Origin of the sequence: Streptomyces sp. NPDC005551, from assembly GCF_042871785.1 — a bacterium.
Taxonomy (GTDB): Bacteria; Actinomycetota; Actinomycetes; order Streptomycetales; family Streptomycetaceae; genus Streptomyces.
Genome location: NZ_JBIAJE010000004.1, coordinates 59,330 through 80,857, shown reverse-complemented (window position 1 = coordinate 80,857; position 21,528 = coordinate 59,330). Strand labels below are relative to the sequence as shown.

Below are 21,528 nucleotides of genomic sequence, written 5' to 3'. Positions count from 1 at the left end.
GGAGGGGTGAATAGGCCCTGGAAAGAAGGGGTCTGACGGTTTATCAGTGTGAAACTGTCGGAAAAAGTTCCGCCGGGCGATTCGCTCCTGACGGTTACGCCTCGATCCTGTTTGCGGATCGAAGACGCGCGAAACTGCGCGCGAGGAGCCTTGACACATGCATCTGGGAGACACCCAGTTCGGCGCTGATCTGTGACTGCGTCAGATTGCTGTAATAGCGCAGCAGCAGGATCCGCTGTTCCCGTTCGGGCAGTTGCACGAGAAGGTGGCGAACGAGATCGCGGTGTTCGACCCCGTCGAGCGCCGGGTCCTCGTAGCCGAGCCGGTCGAGCAGTCCGGGGAGTCCGTCGCCCTCCTGGGCGGCCTCGAGCGACGTCGCGTGGTAGGAGCGTCCGGCCTCGATGCAGGACAGGACCTCCTCCTCGGAGATCCGCAGCCGCCCGGCGATCTCGGCGGTCGTCGGGGAGCGGCCGAAGGCGGTGGTCAGGTCCTCGGTGGCGCTGTTCACCTGCACCCACAGTTCGTGCAGCCGGCGGGGGACGTGGACCGTGCGCACGTTGTCCCGGAAGTACCGCTTGATCTCCCCGACGACGGTCGGCATGGCGAAGGTCGGGAACTGCACGCCGCGGTCGGGGTCGAAGCGGTCGATGGCGTTGATCAGGCCGATGGTGCCGACCTGGACGACGTCCTCCATCGGCTCGTTGCGGCTGCGGAAGCGGGCGGCGGCGTACCGGACGAGCGGCAGGTTGGCCTCGATGAGCGCGCCGCGCACCCGTCCGTGCTCCGGGCTGCCCGGCTCCAGGTTCTTGAGCTGCCCGAAGAGCACCTGCGTGAGGGCCCGGGTGTCGGCGCCGCGGCGCTTCTCCGGGGCGGGCGCGGGCTGCTCCTCCGCCGTGCCGGGCCGGCCCGGGGCGGGCGGCTGCCCGGTGGCGGACTGTCCGGGGGCGGAGGGCTGCGTGGGAGGGGCGGACTGTCCGGGGGCCGGGGGCCGCGCGGGAGCGGTCGGCAGGGTGGGTGCGGTCGGCTGGACGGGGGCGGAGGGCAGGGCCGGGGCGGAGGCCGGGGCCTGGCGGGGGCGCTCCTGGCCCTGGGCCTGGTCGGGGACGTCTTCCTGGGGTGGCGCAGTACTGGCCGACAAGGTCAACGCCACCTCTTCGTTCGTCAACGATCCGTCGACGTCTCCGTCAACTCATCCGTCAAAAGCGGTCATAGCATCACAAGACATGTGCACTGTGTGCAAGCACCGCATAACACCGTGTTGATGGTCAGATGAGCCATACGACGCACAGGGCCCCTCGCCGGTCGCGGCGAGGGGCCCTGGAGGAGTGACGCGCACTCAGAACGGATAGTCGGCGATCACCCAGGTGGCGAACTCACGCCACAGCGCGACGCCCGCCTGGTGCGCGGGGTGCTCCAGGTAGCGCTTCAGCGCGTCCGTGTCCGCCACCGCCGAGTTGATCGCGAAGTCGTACGCGATGGGCCGGTCGGTGATGTTCCAGTCGCACTCCCAGAACGCGAGTTCGGGAATCTGCCCGCCGAGCGCCCGGAAGGCGGCGACACCCTCGACGACACGGGGGTCGTCGCGCTGGACGCCCTCGTTGAGCTTGAAGAGGACCAGATGGCGGATCACGGGCGCTCCCAGGGACGGCGGGGGCCGCCCGGCTCCGGCGCCGGGACCCGGCCCGGCGGGACCTAGTCCTTGGCCCCGTTGGCGACCCACGTCATGAAGTCGCCGACGGCCTGGGCGGCATTCGAGATGCCCTCGAACCCTATCTGGACGTAGTCGGCGGCCTTCTCCGGGTCGGTGATGATCACGTAGAGCGCGAAGACCACGAGAACGTAGACGGCGATCTTCTTCGAATGCACCGCCACCGCGGCCTCCCCTGTGCCTGCTGTGCCTGCTGCGCCCCGGTGGGCCCCCTGTTGCCGGCGGTGAGTGTATCCCGGCCAGGTGTTCGGGGAGGCGCCGAAGATCACGTATCCGGCGGCTCCTCACCGCGCCTCCGGGGAGCCGGGGGAAGCAGGAAGGGCCCCGTCTTTCGACGGGGCCCTTCTCCAGCGGTAGCGGAGGGATTTGAACCCTCGGTGACTTGCGCCACACTCGCTTTCGAGGCGAGCTCCTTCGGCCGCTCGGACACGCTACCGAGGGAGACCCTACCCCAAGGTGGGGCGTGGTCAGAAATCCGTTTCGGAGGTCCCCGCGGTCAGCGATCCCGGAAGAACTCGGTGAGCAGACGCGCGCTCTCATCGGCGAGGACACCCTCGACGACCTCGGGGCGGTGGTTCAGCCGCCGGTCGCGTACGACGTCCCACACGGAGCCCGCTGCACCCGCCTTCTCGTCGCGCGCGCCGTAGACGACCCGGTCCACCCGGGACTGGACCAGCGCGCCCGCGCACATCGTGCAGGGCTCCAGGGTGACGACGAGCGTGCAGCCGGACAGCCGCCACTCACCGGCCCGCGCCGCCGCCCTGCGAAGCGCGAGGACCTCGGCGTGCGCCGTCGGATCGCCGGTGGCCTCACGCTCGTTGTGCCCGGTCGAAAGCACCGTCGTGCCGTCCGCGGACAGCACGACGGCGCCGACGGGGACGTCCCCGCCCCCGGCGGCCCGCCGGGCCTCGTCCAGGGCGAGCCGCATCGCGGCCCGCCAGGGGTCGCGTACGGGATCGGGCGGTGACGTCTCCTCTGCACTGCTCACCGAGGGAACCTAACGGACGGTCTCCAGGACCTCCGCGGCCCCCAGCGCCTCGGCGATGGTGTTGAGCGCGTCGCCCGCGTGGAGGGCGAGCAGCTCCTTCTCGCCCACACCCAGGTCGGAGAGGACCTCGCGGTCCCCCACCGGACCGTGCGGCACGGCCTCGCCGGGCGTACCGGGCACTTCGTCGTCGTTGTCGTTGTCGGAGTCCTCTCCCTCACCGTCTTCCGTGCCGTCGAGGTCGAGGGAGTCCAGGTCGGGGACGTCGGGGTCCCCGGGCTCCCTTCCGAGAAGTTCGTCCGTGAGCAGGATCTCGCCGTACGAACTGCGGGATGCTGCGGCGGCGTCCGAGACGTAGATACGAGGGTCCTCCTCGCCGTCCACGCGAACGACCCCGAACCATCCGTCCTCCTGCTCGATGAGGAGGAGGACCGTGTCGTCGTCGACCGTGGCCTCGCGGGCCAGGTCGGTGAAATTCGACAGGGTCTCCACATCGTCGAGCTCTGTGTCGCTCGCTTCCCACCCGTCTTCGGTGCGCGCGAGCAGTGCGGCGAAGTACACCGTGACTCTCCCACTGGTCCTAGGCGTGCCGGTTGGGGGTCCCCCCGGCGGAGGCTGTGGGCGGAAGCGCTGCTGTGAGCCCCACCCACTCGGAATCGTGGCAGAAAGAGAGCGTTGAGGGGACGTCTTCGCCCTGCTGTGTCTGCCTCTTTCGATCGCTACCAGCGGGATCGTACGCGGCCGAGGGCTCCCGGGACGTGCGCGCCACCACCGGTGGCGGCGGGCGGACGGCCGTCGGCCAGGGGCGCGGCCCGTCCGGGACGGGCGCCGCTACCAGCGGAACGTGCGCATGCGCATGGCGTGGCGCAGCCGGGCCGCCTTGGCGCGGCGCGGCTGGACCCGCTCACGCAGCTCGCGCGCCTCGGTCAGTTCCCGCAGGAACTGGGCACGGCGTCTGCGGCGCTCGGCCTCCGTCTCCCGCTGCTCCAGGAAGTCGTCGTCCCGCTCCGGCATAGGCACACCACCCCAGGTCCGTCCCTCCCACTTTCCCTCCGACGGGCGGTTTGATGCCAGTGGGAACACGGTGCTTCCGGGGGATGTGTGGATTCCGGTCCGGTCCGGGCTGTGTTCGTGGCCAACGTCCGGATCCGGCTCAGGGCGCGGCGGGTGCGGGTGTTGGGGGGTGGCGGTCCGGCGCCGTGGGCCGTGTACCGGCGGGACGTGCGTGGGCCTGCCGTGCGCGGGCGGCTCCCGGGTGCCGGGCGGGGCGGTGGTGGGCGGGGAAAGCCCGGTTACTGTTGTGGACATGCGTCTCCACGTCGTCGACCACCCCCTGGTCGCCCATAAGCTCACCACGCTGCGCGACCGCCGCACCGACTCCCCGACCTTCCGGCGGCTCGCCGACGAGCTGGTCACCCTGCTCGCCTACGAGGCCACGCGGGACGTGCGCACGGAGCAGGTCGACCTCGTGACCCCGGTCTCCGCCACCACCGGCGTCAAGCTCTCCCACCCGCGTCCGCTGGTCGTGCCGATCCTGCGGGCCGGCCTCGGCATGCTCGACGGCATGGTGCGCCTGCTGCCGACCGCCGAGGTGGGCTTCCTCGGCATGGTGCGCGACGAGCACACGCTCCAGGCGTCCACGTACGCGACGCGTATGCCGGACGACCTCTCGGGCAGGCAGGTGTACGTCCTGGACCCGATGCTGGCCACCGGCGGCACGCTGGTCGCCGCGATCCAGGAGCTCATCAAGCGGGGCGCCGACGACGTGACGGCCGTGGTCCTGCTCGCCGCCCCCGAGGGTGTCGAGGTCATGGAGCGCGACCTGGCGGGCACGCCGGTCACGGTCGTCACGGCGTCGGTCGACGAGCGGCTCAACGAGCACGGCTACATCGTCCCGGGCCTCGGCGACGCCGGCGACCGGATGTACGGCGCCGCGGAGTAGCTCTCCCGCTCCCCGTCTCTTCGTCCCGGTCTCTTCGCTTCACCGTCCCTTCGCCTTCCCGTCCCTTCGCCTTCCCGTCCCTTCGCTTCCCCGTCTCCGTGGAACCGGGGACGGGCCTCCCGCGACGGTTCGAGTCGGGCGTCCGGTGAAAGCCGGGCCGCGCTTCTGCGACGGCCCGGGGGCAGGCGACCGTGACGGCCGGGACCGGGCTTGCGCGAAGGCCCGGGGCGGCATCAGGTTCCCGCGGGAGCCGCGGGGTTCAGCAGGACTTCTTCGTGGCGGAGGGCGCCGGCTCGGGCCTGGCCAGCACGGCCAGGGCCTTTCCGGCGTCCTCCTTGGCCGTCAGCGACGTGAAGCGGTCGCCGATGACGAGGTCGACCTCGGCGGCCTCGCGGCGGTCGTCCGTCTTCACCTCGGCGCCCGAGAGCTGGGTGTTCAGCACCGGCAGCGCGGCGGTGGTCGCGGCCTGCGCGCCGAGCAGGATCCCGGGACCCTCGACCTTCTTGTCGTACGCCTTCGTCGCGTTGCCCACGTGGCCGATGCGGAAGCCGCGCTTCTTCAGCTCGTCGGCGGTCTCCTTGGCGAGGCCGCTGCGGGACGTGGCGTTGAAGACGTTGACGGTGACCGCGCCCGGCTCGGGCAGCGTGCCCGCGGCGGGCGACGCCTTGGGCGAAGGGTGCTCGCGGGGCGCGCACGCCGTCCTGGCACCCACCGCCGCCGATGCCTTGTCGCCGCCGCCACCCGTGAAGACGTCGATGAGCTGCAGCGTTCCCCAGCCGATCAACCCCAGCGCGGCGACCGAGGCGATGACGAGGAACGCAATCCTGCGGCGGCCCCGAGGTCGGCGCATCCGCGGGTACTTGTCCCCCGTGATGCGGTACTGGCGGCCCATGCCCGGGGGAGTCAGCATGCTCATGGGCGCAGCGTAGTGCGACTTGGCGACGATAACTACTAAATGATCATTGGCTTACGTGCGGTCCAACCCGAAAGGGTCAACCCTGGGTCCCGCGGAGCTCAGTCCAGCTCGAGTACGCGGGCGTGCAGCACCTGGCGCTGCTGGAGCGCGGCGCGGACCGCGCGGTGCAGCCCGTCCTCCAGATACAGGTCGCCCTGCCACTTCACGACATGCGCGAAGAGGTCGCCGTAGAAGGTGGAGTCCTCGGCGAGGAGGGTCTCCAGATCCAGCTGGCCCTTGGTCGTCACGAGCTGATCGAGGCGGACCGGGCGCGGCGCGACGTCCGCCCACTGCCGGGTGCTTTCCCGGCCGTGGTCGGGGTACGGCCGGCCGTTTCCGATGCGCTTGAAGATCACACGGAAAGCCTACCGGTCAAGACCTTCCGGGCGCAGCCATGGCGGTGGAGTACGGCGCTGCAAAAGAACCCGTATACCCGGGCAAACCGGTAACTGTTCGAGGTTCCCCGGAAGGTGTCCGCGACGCTCGGACCGGCGTGGACCGGGGGAGGGTGCCTGACATGAGGGGCCGGGACACCGGGCCGGCGGTCCTTCGGCGGCCACACCCGGGAGGGTGACCGGCCCCCGCACCGGAGCTTTGGACACCGGGTCCGCGCGGGCGTGCGATCAGGAAGGGCCCGGGCGGCCGTCCGCGGAGAACGGCCGCCCCTCGTTCACCGCCGTCCGTGCTCCTTCGGCGTCGTCCGCTCGCGCTGCCCGTCCGGGCCCGTACGGGACTCCGTCTTCGTCTTGGGCGCGTTGCGTACGGCCTCCGCACGCAGGAGGGCGTGCAGAACCGCGTAGGGATCGTGGGGCATGGCTGTGTCCTTGTCCTTGGTCTGGTCTCGTGTGCCGGTGGGGGATGCGGAACGGTCCGGGGACCGGGCCTCTCAGCAGCGCAGGACCACACAGCGCAGGACGTGCAGCGCGAGGACGTACGGCGGCGGTGACGGTACGGGGAGAGCGCGGGCGGCGGGGGCCGGGCGCCCGTCACCGGGGCAGGGTGCGGGGCGCAGCGGGATCACGAGCCGGTGCCCGTGCCGGGCGGGCGGCCGCAGGGCCGTGTCGAGCACGTCCTGTTCGAGGCCGCCCGTCTCGGCGGCGACGGCGGCGGGCGGCGCGACGAGCGACTCGGGGCGGGCGCCGGCCGCGAGCATCGCGACGACGAGGAGGACGAGGATCCGCAGCCAGGTGCGCCGGGCGGCGGCCGGAGCCGCCGGCGGGGGAGCGACCGGGACGGCCGTCGTGCCCGCCCGGGCGCCCGTCGTGCCCACCCGAGTGCACGACGGGGCGCCCGCGGGAGTTCCGGCGGGAGCCCCCGTACGGGCCCCGCCCCGCGCGCGTGCGCACCGGCGCAGCGGGTGCGGCGGACGCGGGGTGGGGCTCATGAGAGGTGATGTCCCCCGGCGGGGCGGTGGGTTCATCGGTCGGGCGGCCGGATACGCCCGCTTGGCGTACCGGAGGCCGTCCACGCCCGCCGCCGGGGTGCTCGTCAGAGGGTGCGGGGTACCAGGCGCGCGCGCCCGCGGATCCGGAACGCCGTGACGATCTCCGTGACGCCGACCGCGATGAGCCAGCAGCCGCCGACGACGGCCAGTACGGCGACCGACTCGAACGGGGAGACGATCAGCACGATCCCGGCGAGGAAACTGACGATCCCGAGGAAGATCTGCCAGCCGCGCGCGGGCACGGCCGGGTCGGACGCGGCGGCCAGTGTCTGGGTGATCCCGCGGAACAGCCAGCCGATGCCGATCCACAGCGCCAGCAGCAGGATCGACTGCATCGCGCCCCGGAAGCAGAACAGGCCCAGCAGAATGGACACGACGCCGCTGATGAACGCCATGACCCGCAGCGAGGTCGCCGCGTGCGTCCCGAAGGCGGCGACGAGTTGCAGCACCCCGCTGAACACCAGGTAGATCCCGAAGAGCACACCGGCCGCGAACAGGGTCGCCTTCGGCCACGCCAGCACCAGGACCCCCAGGACCAGCGCGACGACGCCCGCGGCCATGACGGCCTGCCAGGCGGCGCGGGAGAGGAAGTGCAGGGGGCCTTCGAGGGTCTCGGCGCTGTCGGGACGCCGAGGGGAGTCACCCGGGGAGAGGTGCTCGCCGCGCCGGTCCCGGGCGGCGTGGACCCGCCGGTCGTCGTATTCCGGACCCCGTGGGGAGCCGCTGGGTGCCTCGGTCATGTCTCATGCTCCGGCCACCGCCGCGCGCCCCGCCACCCGGGACGGGCCGGGCGGATGACACCGGGGGAGGACGGGCCGGGCGGATGACGCCAGGGGTGGCCGGCGTCCGGAACGGCCGAGGTGGCCGGCGTCCGCAATGGTCGAGGTGGCCGGCGTCCGAGGTGGCCGGCGTCCGGGGTGGTCGAGGCGAGGCACGCCCGGTGCGGTCAAGGGGGCCCGGCGCTGGGGACGGCCGAGGCGGCTGCACCTGCCCGGGGTGTTCCTCCGGAACTATGTCCCGGTGCTCTTCGCGGACTTCGCGGACTTCGCGGCTTTCGCGGACTTCGCCGCCGCCTTCATCTCCTGCTTGTGCGCCCGCACCTTCGTCAGCGACTCGGGGCCGGTGATGTCGGCGACGGACCGGTAGGCCTCCGGTTCCCCGTACGCACCCGCGGCCTCGCGCCAGCCCTCGGGGCGCACGCCGAGCTGCTTGCCCAGCAGGGCGAGGAAGATCTGGGCCTTCTGGGTCCCGAAGCCCGGGAGTTCCTTCAGCCGCCGCAGGAGTTCACCGCCCGTCCCGACGCCCTCCCACACCGCGCTCGCGTCTCCGTCGTAGTGCTCCACGAGGTACTGGCACAGCTGCTGGATCCGCTGGGCCATCGACCCCGGGTAGCGGTGCACGGCGGGCTTCTCGGAGAGCAGCGCGCCGAACGCCTCGGGGTCGTACGCGGCGATCTCGTGCGCGTCGAGATCGTCCTTCTCCAGCCGCCGGGTGATCGTGTACGGGCCCGCGAACGCCCACTCCATCGGAACCTGCTGGTCCAGCAGCATCCCGACGAGCGCGGCGAGGGCGCTGCGCCCCAGCAGCTCGTCCGCTTCGGGCTGCTGGGCGAGGTGAAGGGTGACGTCCATGCCTCGATGATCGCCCGCACGCGCGCGTGGCGCCTCTCCGGGAACCCAGGGGTGCGTGCCGCTCGTCGGTGCCGCTCCGAACCCAAGGGTGCGTGCCGCTCGTCGGTGCCGTTCCTCGGTCTTGGACCCGCGCGGCACGCGGTTCTCGCACTTCGCGTACGATTCCGCCGCAAATGCAGTTAGGTTAGGCTAACCTCAAGTGACTGGGGATGGATCGTGAGCAGCGAGATCTACCGTGATGCCCTGGGGATCCCCCACCTACGGGCGGACGGCGCACGCGAACTCGCCCACCTCCAGGGGCGGGTCACCGCCGCGGACCGCGCCTGGCAGCTGGAGGTCGAGCGGCACCGCGCGCAGGGCACCTCGGCCGCGTTCCTCGGTCCCGACTCCGTCGGCTGGGACTGCTTCGTCCGCCGGGCCCGGGTCGCGGACACCGCCCGGCACTGCTTCACAGCCCTGGAGGAACAGGACCCGGAGACCGCCGACTGGATCCGGGCGTACGTGGACGGCGTCAACGCCGGCCTGCCGCGAGGCGCGGACCGTGCCCCGGAGTTCGCGGCCGCGCGCCTCGAACCCGGCCGGTGGGAGCCGTGGACCCCGCTGGGCGTCTGGCTGAGCACCCACATCCTCTTCGTGGGCTTCCCGGCCAAGCTGTGGCGCGAGGAAGTCGTACGCCGGCTCGGAGCCGACGCGGTCGGGCTCTTCGCCACCGACGGACCAGGCACCGTCGGCAGCAACGGCTGGCTCCTCACCGGCGAGCGCACCGTCACCGGCCGGCCCGTCATCGCGGGCGACCCCCACCGCTTCATCGAGGATCCCGGCGTCTACCAGCAGATCCGCCTCGCCTGCCCGGAGTTCGACGTCGTCGGGCTCGCCGTCCCCGGGGTCCCCGGCATCGCGCACTTCGCCCACACCGGCACGGTCGCCTGGGCCATCACCAACGCGATGGCCGACTACCAGGACCTCTACCGCGAACGTCTGCGGCGCACCCCCTCGGGTGTCGAGGCCCTCGACCCGGACGGCGTGTGGCGTCCGGCGTCCTGCCACGTCGAGACCGTGGAGGTGGCGGGGGGAGAGCCGGTGGAGGTCGAGGTGGTCGAGACGCGACGGGGGCCGGTGGTCATCGGGGGTCCGCGCGACCCCGGGACCGGGACCGACCCCGGGACCGGGGAGACGGTCACGGGGGTGGCCTCCGACGCCGACCGGTCGCCCGGTGCCCAAGAGGTCGTGGCTGCCGGACAGTCCCCCGGCGCCCAAGGGGTCGTGGCTGCCGGAAAGTTCGTCGGTGCCGAAGGGTCCCCCGGTGCCCGAGAGTTCGTCGGTGCCGAAGGGCCCCCCGGTGCCCGGGAGTTCGCCGGTGCCGAAGGGCCCCCCGGTGCCCGGGAGTTCGCCGGTGCCGAAGAGCCCCCTGGTGCCGCAGAGTTCGTCGGTGCCGAAGGCGTCGCCGGTTTCGCGGATGCCATCAGCCTCCGTTACCCGCCCCGCGTGACCCACGATCTCGGCTTCGGCGCGCTTCTTCCGCTCCTGCGGGCCCGCCGGGTCGCCGACGTGGACCGCGCCCTCGACCGGTGGGCCGAACCCGTGAACGTGGTGCAGGCCGCCGACACCGAGGGCGGCCTGCTGCACCGGGTCGCCGGAAAGGTGCCGGTGCGCGGCGCGGACAACCGCACACGGGTCGTGCCCGCCTGGGAGCCCGGCCACGAGTGGCGGGGCTGGCACGAGATGCCGCGCGGCACCGTCGACGACGGCCTCGCCGTCATGGCCAACCAGCGCGGCCCGGCGTCCCCGCTGGGCACCGAGTTCGCCGCGCCGCACCGGGCCCGCCGCATCCGTGCCTTGCTGACCGCCCGCATGGGTTGGTCCGCCCCGGACATGGCGGCCGTCCACACGGACACACACCTCGCCTCCGCCGCCCCGCTGCTGGAGCGCCTCGCCGCGCTCGACGAGGACGCGCTGAGTCCGCGGGCCGCCGCCGTACGGGCCCGGCTCCTGTCCTGGGACCGGCACATGGACGCCGACAGCACCGGCGCGGCGGCCTACGCGGCGGTGCGCGGTGCGGTCGTACGACGGCTGGCGGCGCACCCCGCCCTCGCGTGCCTGACCGATCCGCCCGCGTACCCGGAGGTCTTCCGCCCCTGGCTCTCCCTCACCGTCCGCATCGGCTACGCCCTGGAAAACCTCCTCACCGCAAGGGAGTTGCCGGGCATCGACCGCGCCGCGATCGTCCAGGAGGCCTTGGAGGAGACCGCCGCCGGAACAGCCGGTACGCCCGGCACCGGCACCGACGTCGGAGCCGGCACCGGCACCGAGGTCGAAGTCGGCGCCGGCACCGAGGTCGGAGCCGGCCCCGGCACCGCCACCCGGGACACCACCTGGGGTGACACCCACCGCCTGGCCGCGTGGCGGGCGCTCCCCACCGGCCCGAACGACGAACCGGCCCTGTCCGGCGACCACGACTGCGTGCTGTGCACCTCGGCCGTGCCCGGCGTCACCGACCTCGCCGCGCGCGGGCCCGCCGCCCGTTACGTCTGGGACCTCGCGCACCGCGAGGACAGCCTCTGGGTCGTCCCCCTCGGCGCCTCGGGCGTCCCGGGCACGCCCCACCACCGTGACCAGCTCCCCCTGTGGCTCAGGGGTGATCTCGCCCCGGTCGTGACCGACTGGGACCGCCTGACGAAGGAGAACGATGACCACTGAGCCGTACGCGGCCACCCGCGAAGCCGTCCACGAACAGCGGATCGACGGCTTCGGCACCGTCCGTGTCCTGCCCCTGGACCCGCACGCCGACCTGGCAGTCGTGCACGCCTGGGTGACCGAGGAGCGGGCCGCGTTCTGGGGCATGACCGGCTTCACCGCGGAGCAGGTCCTGGAGACGTACGTCCATCTGGACTCGCTCGACACCCACCACGCCTTCCTCGCGGTCAAGGACGGCGAACCTGCCGGGCTGCTGCAGACGTACGAGCCGGCCGCCGACCGGGTCGCCGAGTGCTACGACGTCGAACCGGGCGACATCGGCATGCACGTGCTGATCGCCCCCGCGGGCCCGGACGGCGGCCGGGCGGGCTTCTCCGACGGGCTGCTGGCCGCCTTCACCTCGTACGCGCTGACCGGCCTGGACCGCACGCGGATCGTGATCGACCCCGACGAACGCAACGAGAAGGCCATCAACCGGTTCCTGCGCAACGGCTTCGAGCCCGGACCGCTGGTCGTCCTGCCCGAAATCGACCTCCCCGAAGTCCACTTGCCGGAGAAGCGCGCCCGACTCGCCTTTCTCACCAAAGAGGCGGCCTCCGGCGCGGTCCTGGCTCAGTAGCCTGGCCGCATGACGCCCGAAGACCTCGTCAGGCACTACGGCCTGGAGCCGATCCCCCGCGAGGGCGGCCGCTTCCGGCGGACCTGGGCGGGCCCCGAGCGGCCGGACGGCCGCCCCGAGGGGACCGCGATCGTCGCCCTGTTCACCTCGGCGCCGGACGACTTCTCGGCCCTGCACCGGCTGCCCGCGGACGAGATCTGGCACTTCTACCTCGGCGACCCGCTGGAGATGCTGCTGCTCGCCCCGGACGGCAGCACGCGCACGGCTGTCCTCGGGCCCGACGTGCTCGGCGGCCAGTACCCGCAGTTCACCGTGCCGACGGGCACCTGGATGGGCGCCCGGGTCGCCGGGAACGGCGCCTGGTCGTTCCTCGGCTGCACGATGGCGCCCGGCTTCACCTACGAGGGCTACGAGCACGGGGACCCGGCCGAACTGACCGCCCGCTACCCCGCCGAGGCGGCACGGATCACCGCGCTGTGCCGCCCTTGAGCGCGCCGACGTGGTGAACGCGGCCCGCCCCGTTCCCGTACGGGATGAGGGCGCGAATCTCCGTGAGCGGTGAGCGCCGGGCCGCGCGCGTCCGTATGCAGGGGCGTCGCAGGTTTCCCAGCCAGGAACACCGGCACACCCCGGACACGGGGACATCCGGACACGGGGACATCCGGGCACAGGGACACAGGGACACACGAAGACATGAACGACCCGGATGCCCGGCCGTCGGACGCCGGGCGCCGGATATGGAGACGTGACGTGGGCCTACGGCGAGAAGTGCGGCGAGCGCCAGGACGCGAGGGCGGACGCGACGGATCGCGGTACGCGGCATGGGGCGACGCGCACGGCGACGCCCCCGGCGGGCGGACCGCTGCCGGGCGGGGACGGGACGGCGGGCGCCGCGGCGGGCGAGTCCCTCGCCGCCTGGTGCTGCTGGGCGCCGTGCTGCTCCTGCTCCTCCTCGGCGGAGCGGGCCCCGCGTCCGCGCACGCCGCCCTCCGCGACGCCGACCCCCGGGACGGAAAGGTCCTCAAAACCGCCCCGCGCCACGTCACCCTGACCTTCACCGAGTCGGTCGGGCTGCTCGACGACTCCTTCCGGGTGCTCGACCCCGACAACCGGCGCGTCCACACCGGCGAGCCGGGGCACGCGGACGGCCGTTCCGACACGGCCCGCGTGAGCCTTCCGCGCGATCTGGGCACCGGCACCTTCACCGTCGCCTGGCGCGTCGTCTCGGCGGACAGCCACCCCGTCTCCGGGGCGTTCACGTTCTCCGTCGGCGCGCCTTCGGCGACCAGTGCCGTCGTGCCGTCCGACGGTGCCGGTGACACCGTCGCCGGCACGCTCTACGACGTCTTCCGGTACGCGGCGTACGCGGCGGTCGCCTTGCTCGTCGGGACGGCCGCGTTCACCGCGGTCACCGGCTTCGGGGCGCTGCGGGGGCTGCTCCTGGCCGGCTGGTGGACCCTGTTCGCGGCCACCGTCGCCCTGCTGCTGCTCCGCGGCCCGTACGAGCGCGGGAGCGGCCCGGCGACCGCGTTCGACCCGTCCGTCCTGTCCGCCACGCTGACGAGCCGGCCCGGGGTGGCGCTGCTGGCCCGCTTGGTGCTCCTGGCCGTCGTGGCCCTCCTTCCGCTGCTTGCCCCGCGGACACCCGGCCGGGACGCGCCCGAGACCGGGCCCGTAAGGGCTCCGCAGGCCATGACCGGGCCCGGGAGGGGTTCGCAGGCCGTGACCGGGCTGCTCGCCGTGGGCCTCGCGTCGACCTGGGCCGCCGCCGAGCACGCCTCCGCGGGCATCCAGGTCCCCGTGGCGATGGTCTCCGCCGTCCTGCACCTGCTGGCGATGTCGGTCTGGCTCGGCGGGCTCGCCGCGCTGCTGACCGCCCTCCACCGGTCCCCGGAAGCCGTCCCCGCGCAGGCCGTGGCGCGTTTCTCCCGGCTGGCCTTCGCGGCGGTGTCCGTCCTGGTCGCCACCGGCGTCTACCAGTCCTGGCGCGGCCTCGGCTCCTGGGACGCCCTCACCACCACGTCGTACGGCAGGATCCTGACGGCCAAGCTGGCGGCGGTCCTGCTGGTGCTGGCGGCGGCGGCCTGGTCGCGCCGCTGGACGGGGCGACTGGTGACGGCGGGGAGCGGGACCGCGACGGGCGAGTACGCGGTGCCCGCGGGTCGCCGGGGGGTGGTCCGGACACGTGTACCGGAGCCGGTGGGAACCGCCTCGCACGGCGACACCGAGGGAGTGGGCGGTCCGGGCACTGCGACCGCCTCTGCCAGTGCCGACGCCGACGTGGACGGCGGTCCGGGCACTGTCACCGGCGGTACCACTGCCGGCTCCGACGGGAACACGGAGCCGAACTCCTACGAAGGGTCACGTGACCCGGACGACCCGGCTGCCGACCGGGGCCCCACCCCGGACTCGAAGCCGGCCGGTCCGGCCGAGGCGCCGCACCGCCGTGCCCTGCGCCGCTCCGTCCTCGCGGAGGTCACCGTGGGCATCGTGGTCCTGGTGATCACCACGGTGCTCACCGGCACCCAGCCGGGCCGGGCCGAGGCGGAGACGACGCCGTCGGCCGCGGAGACCGCGGCGCAGCCGGCCGACACCAGCACCCTGATCCCCTTCGACGTCGGTACGCCGGGCGGCCACGGCAAGGTCCAGATCGACCTGGGACCGGGCCGGGTGGGCGAGAACACGGTCCAGGCCGTGGTCTTCGGACCCGACGGAGGGATCGCCACCGTCCCCGAACTGCGCCTCAGTTTCACGCTGACCGAGCAGAAGGTCGGTCCGCTCGACGCCAAGCTCACCAACCGGGGCGGCTATTGGGGCACGGACGGTGTCAACCTGCCGCTCCCCGGCACCTGGACGATGAAGGTGACGGTCCGTACGACGGACATCGACCAGGTCACGGTGTCGAAGACCGTGCGGATCGGCTAGCGGCCGGAGCCGAGGCCCACCAGGCAGCGTGTGATGAGCCGGGCAGCAGGGAACCCAGCTCCCCCCACACCCACTCACCGCACGCTGAGCCCTTCCCGGACGAGCAGCTGCCGCATGGCCTCCGCGGCCCGGACGGCGGCGTCGGCACAGCAGTTGTTGAACAGCACGTGGACGCGTTTGGCGTCCTCGGCCATCCGGGCCACCCGGGGCGCCCACTCGGCGAGTTCAGCGCCGGTGTACTCGTGGCGGAAGCGGTCCTCCTTGCTGCCGGTTCCCCACGCCTCGTTCCGCCCGTGGAAGCGGACGACGGCCAGCTCGGACGAGGTGACCGGCGTGACGGGCGGGACGGAGGTGCGCAGCGTCTGCACCATGTCCACGGCGACGGCACTCATGCCGAGCCCCGTGAGCAGGTCGGCGGTCCTGCCGTACAGCCCCTCCTGCCACCACCCGGGATGGCGGAACTCCACGGCGAGGGGCCACCCGGCCGCACGCGCCGCGCACTCCCGGAGAAACGCCGCCGACCGTGCCTCCGGCGCGAACCACGGCGGGAACTGGAACAGCACGGTCCCGAGCCGGTCCGTACGCCGCAGGGGTTCGAGCGCGGACGCGAACCGCGCCCACACCTCGTCGAGCACCCCGGCGTCCGGCACGCCCCGCCCGATCCGCCCCCGCAGATCGACGGGGAGCGCACCCTCCCGCGTCGGATGCCCGGTGAGCAGCGAGAACGCCTTCACGTCGAACACGAACCCGTCCGGCGTCCGCTCGCTCCACAGCAGACTGTTCCGCTCACTGGGCAACGCGTAATAGCTGGAGTCGACCTCCACGACGGGAAACCGCCCGGCGTAGTGCCGCAGCCGCCCCTCCGCGTCCCGCCACCCCGAGGGATACCAGCCACTGGACACCAGGGCCCGATCCGTCCACGAACACGCCCCCACCAGAATCTCAGCCATGAACCAGCGGCTACCCACGAGATCCCACTACGGACACCGAACCGGACGGGACACGACATGAACCACGCCGACGCACCCAGGGCCCCCGAGAATCCGTCCGCCGGCGACGGCAGCCGGAGGCGGTGGCTGATCACAGCGGTGGGCGCCGTGCTGACTCCGGCCGTCGCCCTGATCGCGACGGGGCTCCTCCTCACCAGCCCGGACGACGGGCAGGACGACGACCGCGTCAGGCGGCGGGCGGCGGAGTCGGAGTGGGCCGAGGGGATCACGCCGGAGTGGATGAGCGAACGGATGGGGCTCGACGTCCCGGACGCGGCCCGGTCCCCGCGGGCGGCGTACGAGGTCACCTCACGCTTCGACACCGGCCTCCTCACCTTCACGCTGACGAGGCCACAGGCGGAGCGGTACCTGGAGGAGCATCCTCCGCGGGGCAGATGGCTGGAGCCCACGTCCGCACAGACCGACCCCGCTCCCCACGACTTCACCCACCTCGGCCTCCCGGAACCGGAGACCTTCAAGAAGGGCATGCGCTACGGCTACGTCTGCCCCGGTGCCGCTGGAGACGCGCAGTCCTCTTCGGGCCCGTACGACACGTCGGACGAGCGCTGCGTCCGCTTGTACGCCCACGAGTACGCCCCGAAGCGCACGCATCTACCTCCGCACCCACTTCGAACCCGGCATCAGCCCACTTCCCCGGACACCGTCCCCCTGAGGGGCGGCGGGATCGTCCGTCCGGTGAGGTACTGGGGGAGCACTCGGGAGGGATCACACCCAACATGCTGTGGGGGAGCTCCCGAAGGCGAACTGAGACGGACAACGTCGAAGGGCCCCGCTGCAAGCAGCGGGGCCCTTCGACGTTAGTGCCCGGTGAGGCACTGGCGGAGGATACGAGATTCGAACTCGTGAGGGGTTGCCCCCAACACGCTTTCCAAGCGTGCGCCCTAGGCCTCTAGGCGAATCCTCCGCGGCAAACAATACAAGACGTTGAGGAGTGCTCGCGAACTCGTTCTCCCCGCCAGGATCAGGTAACCTGTGCGGAGCCCCTCACGTGGCGCTATCTGACTGAACTCCCCCAGGGCCGGAAGGCAGCAAGGGTAGGTTGGCTCTGGCGGGTGCGTGGGGGGCGTCTGCGTTCCCGGGGCGGTCGGTCCGGCCGTCGGTGTCGTCGCTGGTCCGGGTGTCGGCCCGGGCGGTGCCTAAGGGGCGGGCGGGTCCGGAGCGAGGCGGCTTCCGGGCGGTCCTCGTTGTCGGTGGGCGCCTATAACCTCGTAGGTGTGTCGTCTCTCGCGCTGTACCGCCGCTATCGCCCGGAGTCGTTCGCCGAGGTCATCGGGCAGGAGCATGTCACCGACCCGTTGCAGCAGGCGCTGCGGAACAACCGGGTCAATCACGCGTACCTGTTCAGCGGTCCGCGCGGGTGCGGGAAGACCACGAGCGCGCGCATCCTCGCCCGCTGCCTGAACTGCGAGCAGGGACCGACGCCGACGCCGTGCGGCGAGTGCCAGTCCTGCCGCGACCTGGCCAGGAACGGGCCGGGTTCCATCGACGTCATCGAGATCGACGCCGCGTCCCACGGAGGCGTCGACGACGCCCGTGACCTGCGCGAGAAGGCCTTCTTCGGTCCCGCGAGCAGCCGGTACAAGATCTACATCATCGACGAGGCCCACATGGTCACGCCGGCCGGCTTCAACGCGCTGCTGAAGGTCGTCGAGGAGCCCCCGGAGCACCTCAAGTTCATCTTCGCCACGACCGAGCCCGAGAAGGTCATCGGGACGATCCGGTCGCGGACGCATCACTACCCCTTCCGGCTGGTGCCGCCCGGCACGCTGCGGACGTATCTGGGCGAGGTCTGCGGCAGTGAGGGCATCCCCGTGGAGGACGGCGTGCTGCCGCTGGTCGTGCGGGCCGGCGCCGGTTCCGTGCGTGACTCCATGTCCGTCATGGACCAGCTGCTCGCGGGAGCGGGCGACGCCGGTGTGACATACGCCATGGCGACCTCGCTCCTCGGCTACACGGACGGCTCGCTGCTGGACTCGGTGGTCGAGGCCTTCGCCTCCGGTGACGGGGCCGCGGCCTTCGAGATCGTCGACCGCGTCATCGAGGGGGGCAACGACCCCCGCCGGTTCGTGGCCGACCTGCTGGAGCGGCTGCGGGACCTCGTGATCCTGGCGGCCGTGCCGGACGCCGCGGAGAAGGGACTCATCGACGCCCCCGCCGACGTCGTGGAGCGGATGCAGGCCCAGGCCGGTGTCTTCGGCGCCGCGGAGCTGAGCCGCGCCGCCGACCTGGTCAACGAAGGACTGACGGAGATGCGCGGCGCCACCTCGCCGCGGCTCCAGCTCGAGCTCATCTGCGCGCGCGTGCTGCTTCCCGCCGCCTACCGGGACGAGCGGTCCGTCATGGCAAGGCTCGACCGGATCGAACGCGGCGTGAACGTGAGCGGGGGCGGCGCGGGACCCGCCATGGGATACGTGCCGGCACCCGGTCCGGACGCGCACGGCAGCGGCGCGCCGCTTGCGCAGGGAGCCGGGTCTCCTCCGGCACCGGCCGGTGGCGCCGCCGTGGCGCCCGGCGGCGGGGCGGCGGCGGTCCGGGCCGCGGTGCGGTCGGCCGGCCCGGCTTCCGGGACCGGCGGACCCACGGCGGACTCCGGTGCACCGGTACGGTCCCCGGCCCCGGCGGCGCCCGACCCTGCCCCGGCCCCGGCCCAGGCGGACCCCACACCTCCGCCCGCTCCCGCTCCGGCGGCCCCGCAGCCGTCCCCGGCCGCGCCCGCCCAGCCCGCCGGCGGCTCCGCGCCGGGCGCCTGGCCGACCGCGACCGCCGTCGGCAGTGGCGGCGGCGGCCGGCGCCCCGGCGGCTGGCCGACGGCGGCGCCCGCGGGCAGCGGTCAGGCCCCCGCGACCCCCGCGCCCGCGTCCCCGCCGGCGACGCCCGCGCGGCCGTCGGCCCAGTCGGCCCCCGCTCCGGCGCCCGCGGCGCCCGCCCCCGCCCCGGTGACCGGCGGCCCCGACCCGCGTGCCCTGTGGCCGAACATCCTGGAGGCGGTGAAGAACCGACGCCGCTTCACCTGGATCCTGCTCAGCCAGAACGCGCAGGTCACCGGCTTCGACGGCACGACCCTCCAGATCGGCTTCGTCAACGCGGGCGCCCGGGACAATTTCGCGAGCAGCGGCAGCGAGGACGTCCTGCGACAGGCGCTGGCCGAGCAGTTCAACGTGCAGTGGAAGATCGACGCGATCGTCGACCCGTCGGGCGGTTCGGCGCCGCCGCCCGGCCCTGGCCCCGGTTTCGGCGGCGGGTACGGCGGCGGTCCTGCCGCCCCGCGCCCCGCCCCGCAGCAGCCGGCCCCGGCGGCCCGTCCCGCCCCGCACCAGGACTCCCCCTCCGCGGGTCCCGCGCAGACCGCGTCCGCCCCGAGACCCGCCCCGTCCGCCCCGGAGCCGCCGCCCCCGGTCTCCCCGGAGGACGACACCCCGGAGGACGACGACCCCGACCTGGACGAGTCCGCCCTCTCGGGGCACGACCTCATCGTCCGCGAGCTGGGCGCGACGGTGGTCGAGGAGTTCTCACACGAGTGACCCCGCCGGGGAGCGGGATCCGCGGGCGCCGTACGCCGCACATGCTGCGGGCGACCGCCCGCCGTACACGCCCTGCGGCCACGACCGCCCACCGCGGGCGCGGTACGCCGCACAGTCCGCCGGCCACCGCCCGCCGCAGCGCCGTACGCCGCGCAGGCCCCCTGCGGCCGACGACCGCCCCCCGCGGGCGCTGTACGCCGCACAGTCCGCCGTCGACCGCCGCCGCAAGGGTCGGCCGCATCCGTGCCGCCTGCCGCACAGGCCGCCGGCGACCGCCCACCGCGGGCGCCGCCCGCCGCGCAGGCCGCTGGCCACCGCCCGCCGCAGCGCCGTACGCCCCACACTCCGCCGGCCACCGCCCGCCGCACACTCCGCCGGCCACCGCCCGCCGCACAGTCCGCCGGCCACCGCCGCCGCCGCAGGCGCCGTACGCCCGCACAGGCCGGCGCCCACCGCACCCCCCCCCGCGGAACGCCCCGCGGACTCCCCCCGGCCCCCGCCCGGAACGGCGTCCGCGCCCGCGTCTCGGAGGATCCCACCAACGCCGCCGGTCCCACCCCTCGGAAGCCTCTACAAGGTCACCCGCCCGGGACGGCTAGGCTGACCCCCGTGAAGGTCCTTGTCATCGGTAGCGGCGCCCGCGAACACGCCCTGTGCCACTCCCTGTCCTCCGACCCCGACGTCACCGCCCTGCACTGCGCCCCCGGGAACGCGGGCATCGCGGAGGTGGCCGAGCTGCACCCGGTCGACGCCCTCGACGGCGCCGCCGTGGCCGGGCTGGCCACGCGGCTCGGCGCCGAGCTGGTGATCGTGGGCCCCGAGGCCCCGCTCGTCGCGGGAGTCGCCGACGCCGTACGCGAGGCGGGCATCCCCTGCTTCGGCCCCTCCAGGGAGGCGGCGCGGCTGGAGGGCTCCAAGGCCTTCGCCAAGGACGTCATGGCGGTCGCGGACGTCCCGACGGCACGCTCGTACGTCTGCACGACGCCCGACGAGGTCGAGGAGGCGCTCGACGCCTTCGGAGCCCCGTACGTCGTGAAGGACGACGGCCTCGCCGCGGGCAAGGGCGTCGTCGTCACAGACGACATCGAGGCCGCCCGGGCGCACGCGAACGCCTGCGACCGCGTCGTCATCGAGGAGTTCCTCGACGGCCCGGAGGTGTCCCTCTTCGCGGTCACCGACGGCGAGACCGTCGTCCCGCTCCAGCCGGCCCAGGACTTCAAGCGCGCCCTGGACGACGACAAGGGTCCGAACACCGGCGGCATGGGTGCGTACTCGCCCCTGCCGTGGGCGGACCCGAAGCTGGTCGACGAGGTCATGGAGACCGTCCTCCAGCCGACCGTCGACGAGCTGCGCCGCCGCGGTACCCCGTTCTCCGGTCTCCTCTACGCGGGACTCGCGATCACCAGCCGCGGCGTCCGGGTCATCGAGTTCAACGCCCGCTTCGGCGACCCGGAGACCCAGGTCGTCCTCGCTCGCCTGCGGACCCCGCTCGCGGGCCTGCTGCTCGCCGCGGCCACCGGGAACCTGGGCTTCCTCCCGCCCCTGCGCTGGAGCGACGACGCGGCCGTCACAGTGGTCGTGGCCTCCCACAACTACCCCGGCACCCCGCGCACCGGCGACCCCGTCCTGGGTCTCGACGAGGTCGCGGCCCAGGACGCTCCGAACGCGTACGTCCTGCACGCCGGTACGAAGCGCGAGGGCGACGCCGTGGTGAGCGCCGGCGGTCGCGTGCTGTCGGTCACGGCGGTGGGCGGCGATCTCACCGAGGCCCGCGACCGTGCGTACGCGGCGCTCTCCCGGATCCGCCTCGACGGTTCCTTGCACCGCACGGACATCGCGGCGAGGGCGGCGGCGGAGGCGTAGCGTTCGCCGGCCGTCGAAGGGCGAGAACCAGCCACTCTCCGCCACGAACAGCTGTAGCAATCAGGCCCCGGATTCCTCAGGAATCCGGGGCCTGATCCTTGCCGACCGTCATCCACCTCTCCCCAAAGCCATTCCATCGAGTGACCGATGCCCCATCCGGCTGACGGGGGCCGGAGCCCCAACTAGGGTGCGGCGCAAGCGTTCCGGCACTTGGCCCACCGGCATTGCGAT

At 73.3% G+C, this 21,528-nt stretch carries 21 protein-coding genes, 2 tRNA genes and 1 other RNA gene; 9 read left to right on the top strand and 15 right to left on the bottom strand.

Annotated elements, in window-relative coordinates:
* Positions 1-94: 94 nt before the first annotated feature.
* From ACFYP4_RS12745 to ACFYP4_RS12715, 7 genes are all read right to left on the bottom strand, one after another.
* Entirely contained in the window at positions 95-1,138 is a 1,044-nt protein-coding gene (locus ACFYP4_RS12745; protein ID WP_388785143.1) for a SigB/SigF/SigG family RNA polymerase sigma factor, read from the bottom strand.
* Between the two features lie 198 nt (positions 1,139-1,336).
* Positions 1,337-1,630: a Dabb family protein gene (locus ACFYP4_RS12740; protein WP_358852585.1), complete on the bottom strand. Its 294-nt coding sequence runs from the start codon at positions 1,628-1,630 to the stop codon at positions 1,337-1,339.
* A 62-nt stretch (positions 1,631-1,692) separates the two neighbouring features.
* Positions 1,693-1,872, bottom strand: coding sequence for a hypothetical protein (locus ACFYP4_RS12735; protein WP_358852586.1), 180 nt, complete (start codon positions 1,870-1,872; stop codon positions 1,693-1,695).
* 187 nt (positions 1,873-2,059) lie between these two features.
* Positions 2,060-2,144 (bottom strand) — tRNA-Ser (locus ACFYP4_RS12730).
* Between the two features lie 60 nt (positions 2,145-2,204).
* On the bottom strand, positions 2,205-2,636 hold the full coding sequence (gene tadA, locus ACFYP4_RS12725; protein WP_358852627.1) for a tRNA adenosine(34) deaminase TadA: 432 nt from the start codon (positions 2,634-2,636) through the stop codon (positions 2,205-2,207).
* Between the two features lie 69 nt (positions 2,637-2,705).
* Positions 2,706-3,254 carry a hypothetical protein gene (locus ACFYP4_RS12720; RefSeq protein WP_388785141.1) on the bottom strand — a complete coding sequence of 183 codons (549 nt, stop codon included), beginning with the start codon at positions 3,252-3,254 and terminating at the stop codon, positions 2,706-2,708.
* A 270-nt stretch (positions 3,255-3,524) separates the two neighbouring features.
* Complete coding sequence (locus tag ACFYP4_RS12715; RefSeq protein WP_358852588.1) at positions 3,525-3,707, bottom strand: hypothetical protein; 183 nt, start codon at positions 3,705-3,707, stop codon at positions 3,525-3,527.
* A 292-nt stretch (positions 3,708-3,999) separates the two neighbouring features.
* Between ACFYP4_RS12715 and upp the strand changes: the two genes are divergently transcribed.
* Positions 4,000-4,635, top strand: coding sequence for a uracil phosphoribosyltransferase (gene upp / locus ACFYP4_RS12710; RefSeq protein ID WP_358852589.1), 636 nt, complete (start codon positions 4,000-4,002; stop codon positions 4,633-4,635).
* A 259-nt stretch (positions 4,636-4,894) separates the two neighbouring features.
* Here upp and ACFYP4_RS12705 read toward each other — a convergent pair whose 3' ends face one another.
* The 6 genes from ACFYP4_RS12705 to ACFYP4_RS12680 form a co-directional block, all read right to left on the bottom strand.
* The gene (locus ACFYP4_RS12705) at positions 4,895-5,551 is read right to left on the bottom strand and encodes a LytR C-terminal domain-containing protein (protein ID WP_358852590.1); all 657 of its coding nucleotides are present in this window, start codon (positions 5,549-5,551) and stop codon (positions 4,895-4,897) included.
* 98 nt (positions 5,552-5,649) lie between these two features.
* A complete protein-coding gene (locus ACFYP4_RS12700; RefSeq protein WP_003999914.1) occupies positions 5,650-5,946 on the bottom strand; it encodes a type II toxin-antitoxin system VapB family antitoxin in 297 nt (98 codons plus the stop codon).
* 314 nt (positions 5,947-6,260) lie between these two features.
* The gene (locus ACFYP4_RS12695) at positions 6,261-6,404 is read right to left on the bottom strand and encodes a hypothetical protein (protein WP_358852591.1); all 144 of its coding nucleotides are present in this window, start codon (positions 6,402-6,404) and stop codon (positions 6,261-6,263) included.
* A 72-nt stretch (positions 6,405-6,476) separates the two neighbouring features.
* Entirely contained in the window at positions 6,477-6,860 is a 384-nt protein-coding gene (locus tag ACFYP4_RS12690; RefSeq protein ID WP_388785138.1) for a hypothetical protein, read from the bottom strand.
* A gap of 218 nt (positions 6,861-7,078) precedes the next feature.
* Positions 7,079-7,774, bottom strand: coding sequence for an HdeD family acid-resistance protein (locus tag ACFYP4_RS12685; RefSeq protein WP_358852593.1), 696 nt, complete (start codon positions 7,772-7,774; stop codon positions 7,079-7,081).
* Positions 7,775-8,044: 270 nt separating this feature from the next.
* On the bottom strand, positions 8,045-8,665 hold the full coding sequence (locus ACFYP4_RS12680) for an HhH-GPD-type base excision DNA repair protein (protein WP_358852594.1): 621 nt from the start codon (positions 8,663-8,665) through the stop codon (positions 8,045-8,047).
* Between the two features lie 216 nt (positions 8,666-8,881).
* Between ACFYP4_RS12680 and ACFYP4_RS12675 the strand changes: the two genes are divergently transcribed.
* The 4 genes from ACFYP4_RS12675 to ACFYP4_RS12660 all read left to right on the top strand — a co-directional run bounded on the left by ACFYP4_RS12675 (position 8,882) and on the right by ACFYP4_RS12660 (position 14,903).
* Positions 8,882-11,362: a penicillin acylase family protein gene (locus ACFYP4_RS12675; protein ID WP_388785135.1), complete on the top strand. Its 2,481-nt coding sequence runs from the start codon at positions 8,882-8,884 to the stop codon at positions 11,360-11,362.
* Positions 11,352-11,978 carry a GNAT family N-acetyltransferase gene (locus tag ACFYP4_RS12670; RefSeq protein WP_388785133.1) on the top strand — a complete coding sequence of 209 codons (627 nt, stop codon included), beginning with the start codon at positions 11,352-11,354 and terminating at the stop codon, positions 11,976-11,978. Before ACFYP4_RS12675 ends, ACFYP4_RS12670 begins: the two co-directional genes overlap by 11 nt.
* A gap of 9 nt (positions 11,979-11,987) precedes the next feature.
* A complete protein-coding gene (locus tag ACFYP4_RS12665; protein ID WP_358852597.1) occupies positions 11,988-12,467 on the top strand; it encodes a cupin domain-containing protein in 480 nt (159 codons plus the stop codon).
* A gap of 429 nt (positions 12,468-12,896) precedes the next feature.
* Positions 12,897-14,903, top strand: coding sequence for a copper resistance CopC/CopD family protein (locus tag ACFYP4_RS12660; protein WP_388785131.1), 2,007 nt, complete (start codon positions 12,897-12,899; stop codon positions 14,901-14,903).
* Positions 14,904-14,977: 74 nt separating this feature from the next.
* Here the strand turns inward: ACFYP4_RS12660 and ACFYP4_RS12655 are convergent, their stop codons facing one another.
* Positions 14,978-15,853: a DUF72 domain-containing protein gene (locus tag ACFYP4_RS12655; protein WP_388785129.1), complete on the bottom strand. Its 876-nt coding sequence runs from the start codon at positions 15,851-15,853 to the stop codon at positions 14,978-14,980.
* Between the two features lie 57 nt (positions 15,854-15,910).
* On the opposite strand from ACFYP4_RS12655, the gene ACFYP4_RS12650 reads away from it, so the two are divergent.
* Positions 15,911-16,714, top strand: coding sequence for a hypothetical protein (locus ACFYP4_RS12650; protein ID WP_388785127.1), 804 nt, complete (start codon positions 15,911-15,913; stop codon positions 16,712-16,714).
* Between the two features lie 15 nt (positions 16,715-16,729).
* On the opposite strand, the gene ACFYP4_RS12645 is transcribed toward ACFYP4_RS12650, so the two are convergent.
* A tRNA-Ser gene (locus ACFYP4_RS12645) sits at positions 16,730-16,817 on the bottom strand.
* 72 nt (positions 16,818-16,889) lie between these two features.
* Here ACFYP4_RS12645 and ffs point away from each other — a divergent pair.
* The 3 genes from ffs (at position 16,890) to purD (ending at position 21,297) form a co-directional block, all read left to right on the top strand.
* Positions 16,890-16,984, top strand: an RNA gene (ffs, locus tag ACFYP4_RS12640) — signal recognition particle sRNA small type.
* Between the two features lie 143 nt (positions 16,985-17,127).
* Positions 17,128-19,434, top strand: coding sequence for a DNA polymerase III subunit gamma and tau (locus ACFYP4_RS12635; protein ID WP_358852600.1), 2,307 nt, complete (start codon positions 17,128-17,130; stop codon positions 19,432-19,434).
* Positions 19,435-20,043: 609 nt separating this feature from the next.
* Positions 20,044-21,297: a phosphoribosylamine--glycine ligase gene (gene purD / locus ACFYP4_RS12630; RefSeq protein WP_388785125.1), complete on the top strand. Its 1,254-nt coding sequence runs from the start codon at positions 20,044-20,046 to the stop codon at positions 21,295-21,297.
* Positions 21,298-21,528 lie beyond the last annotated feature (231 nt).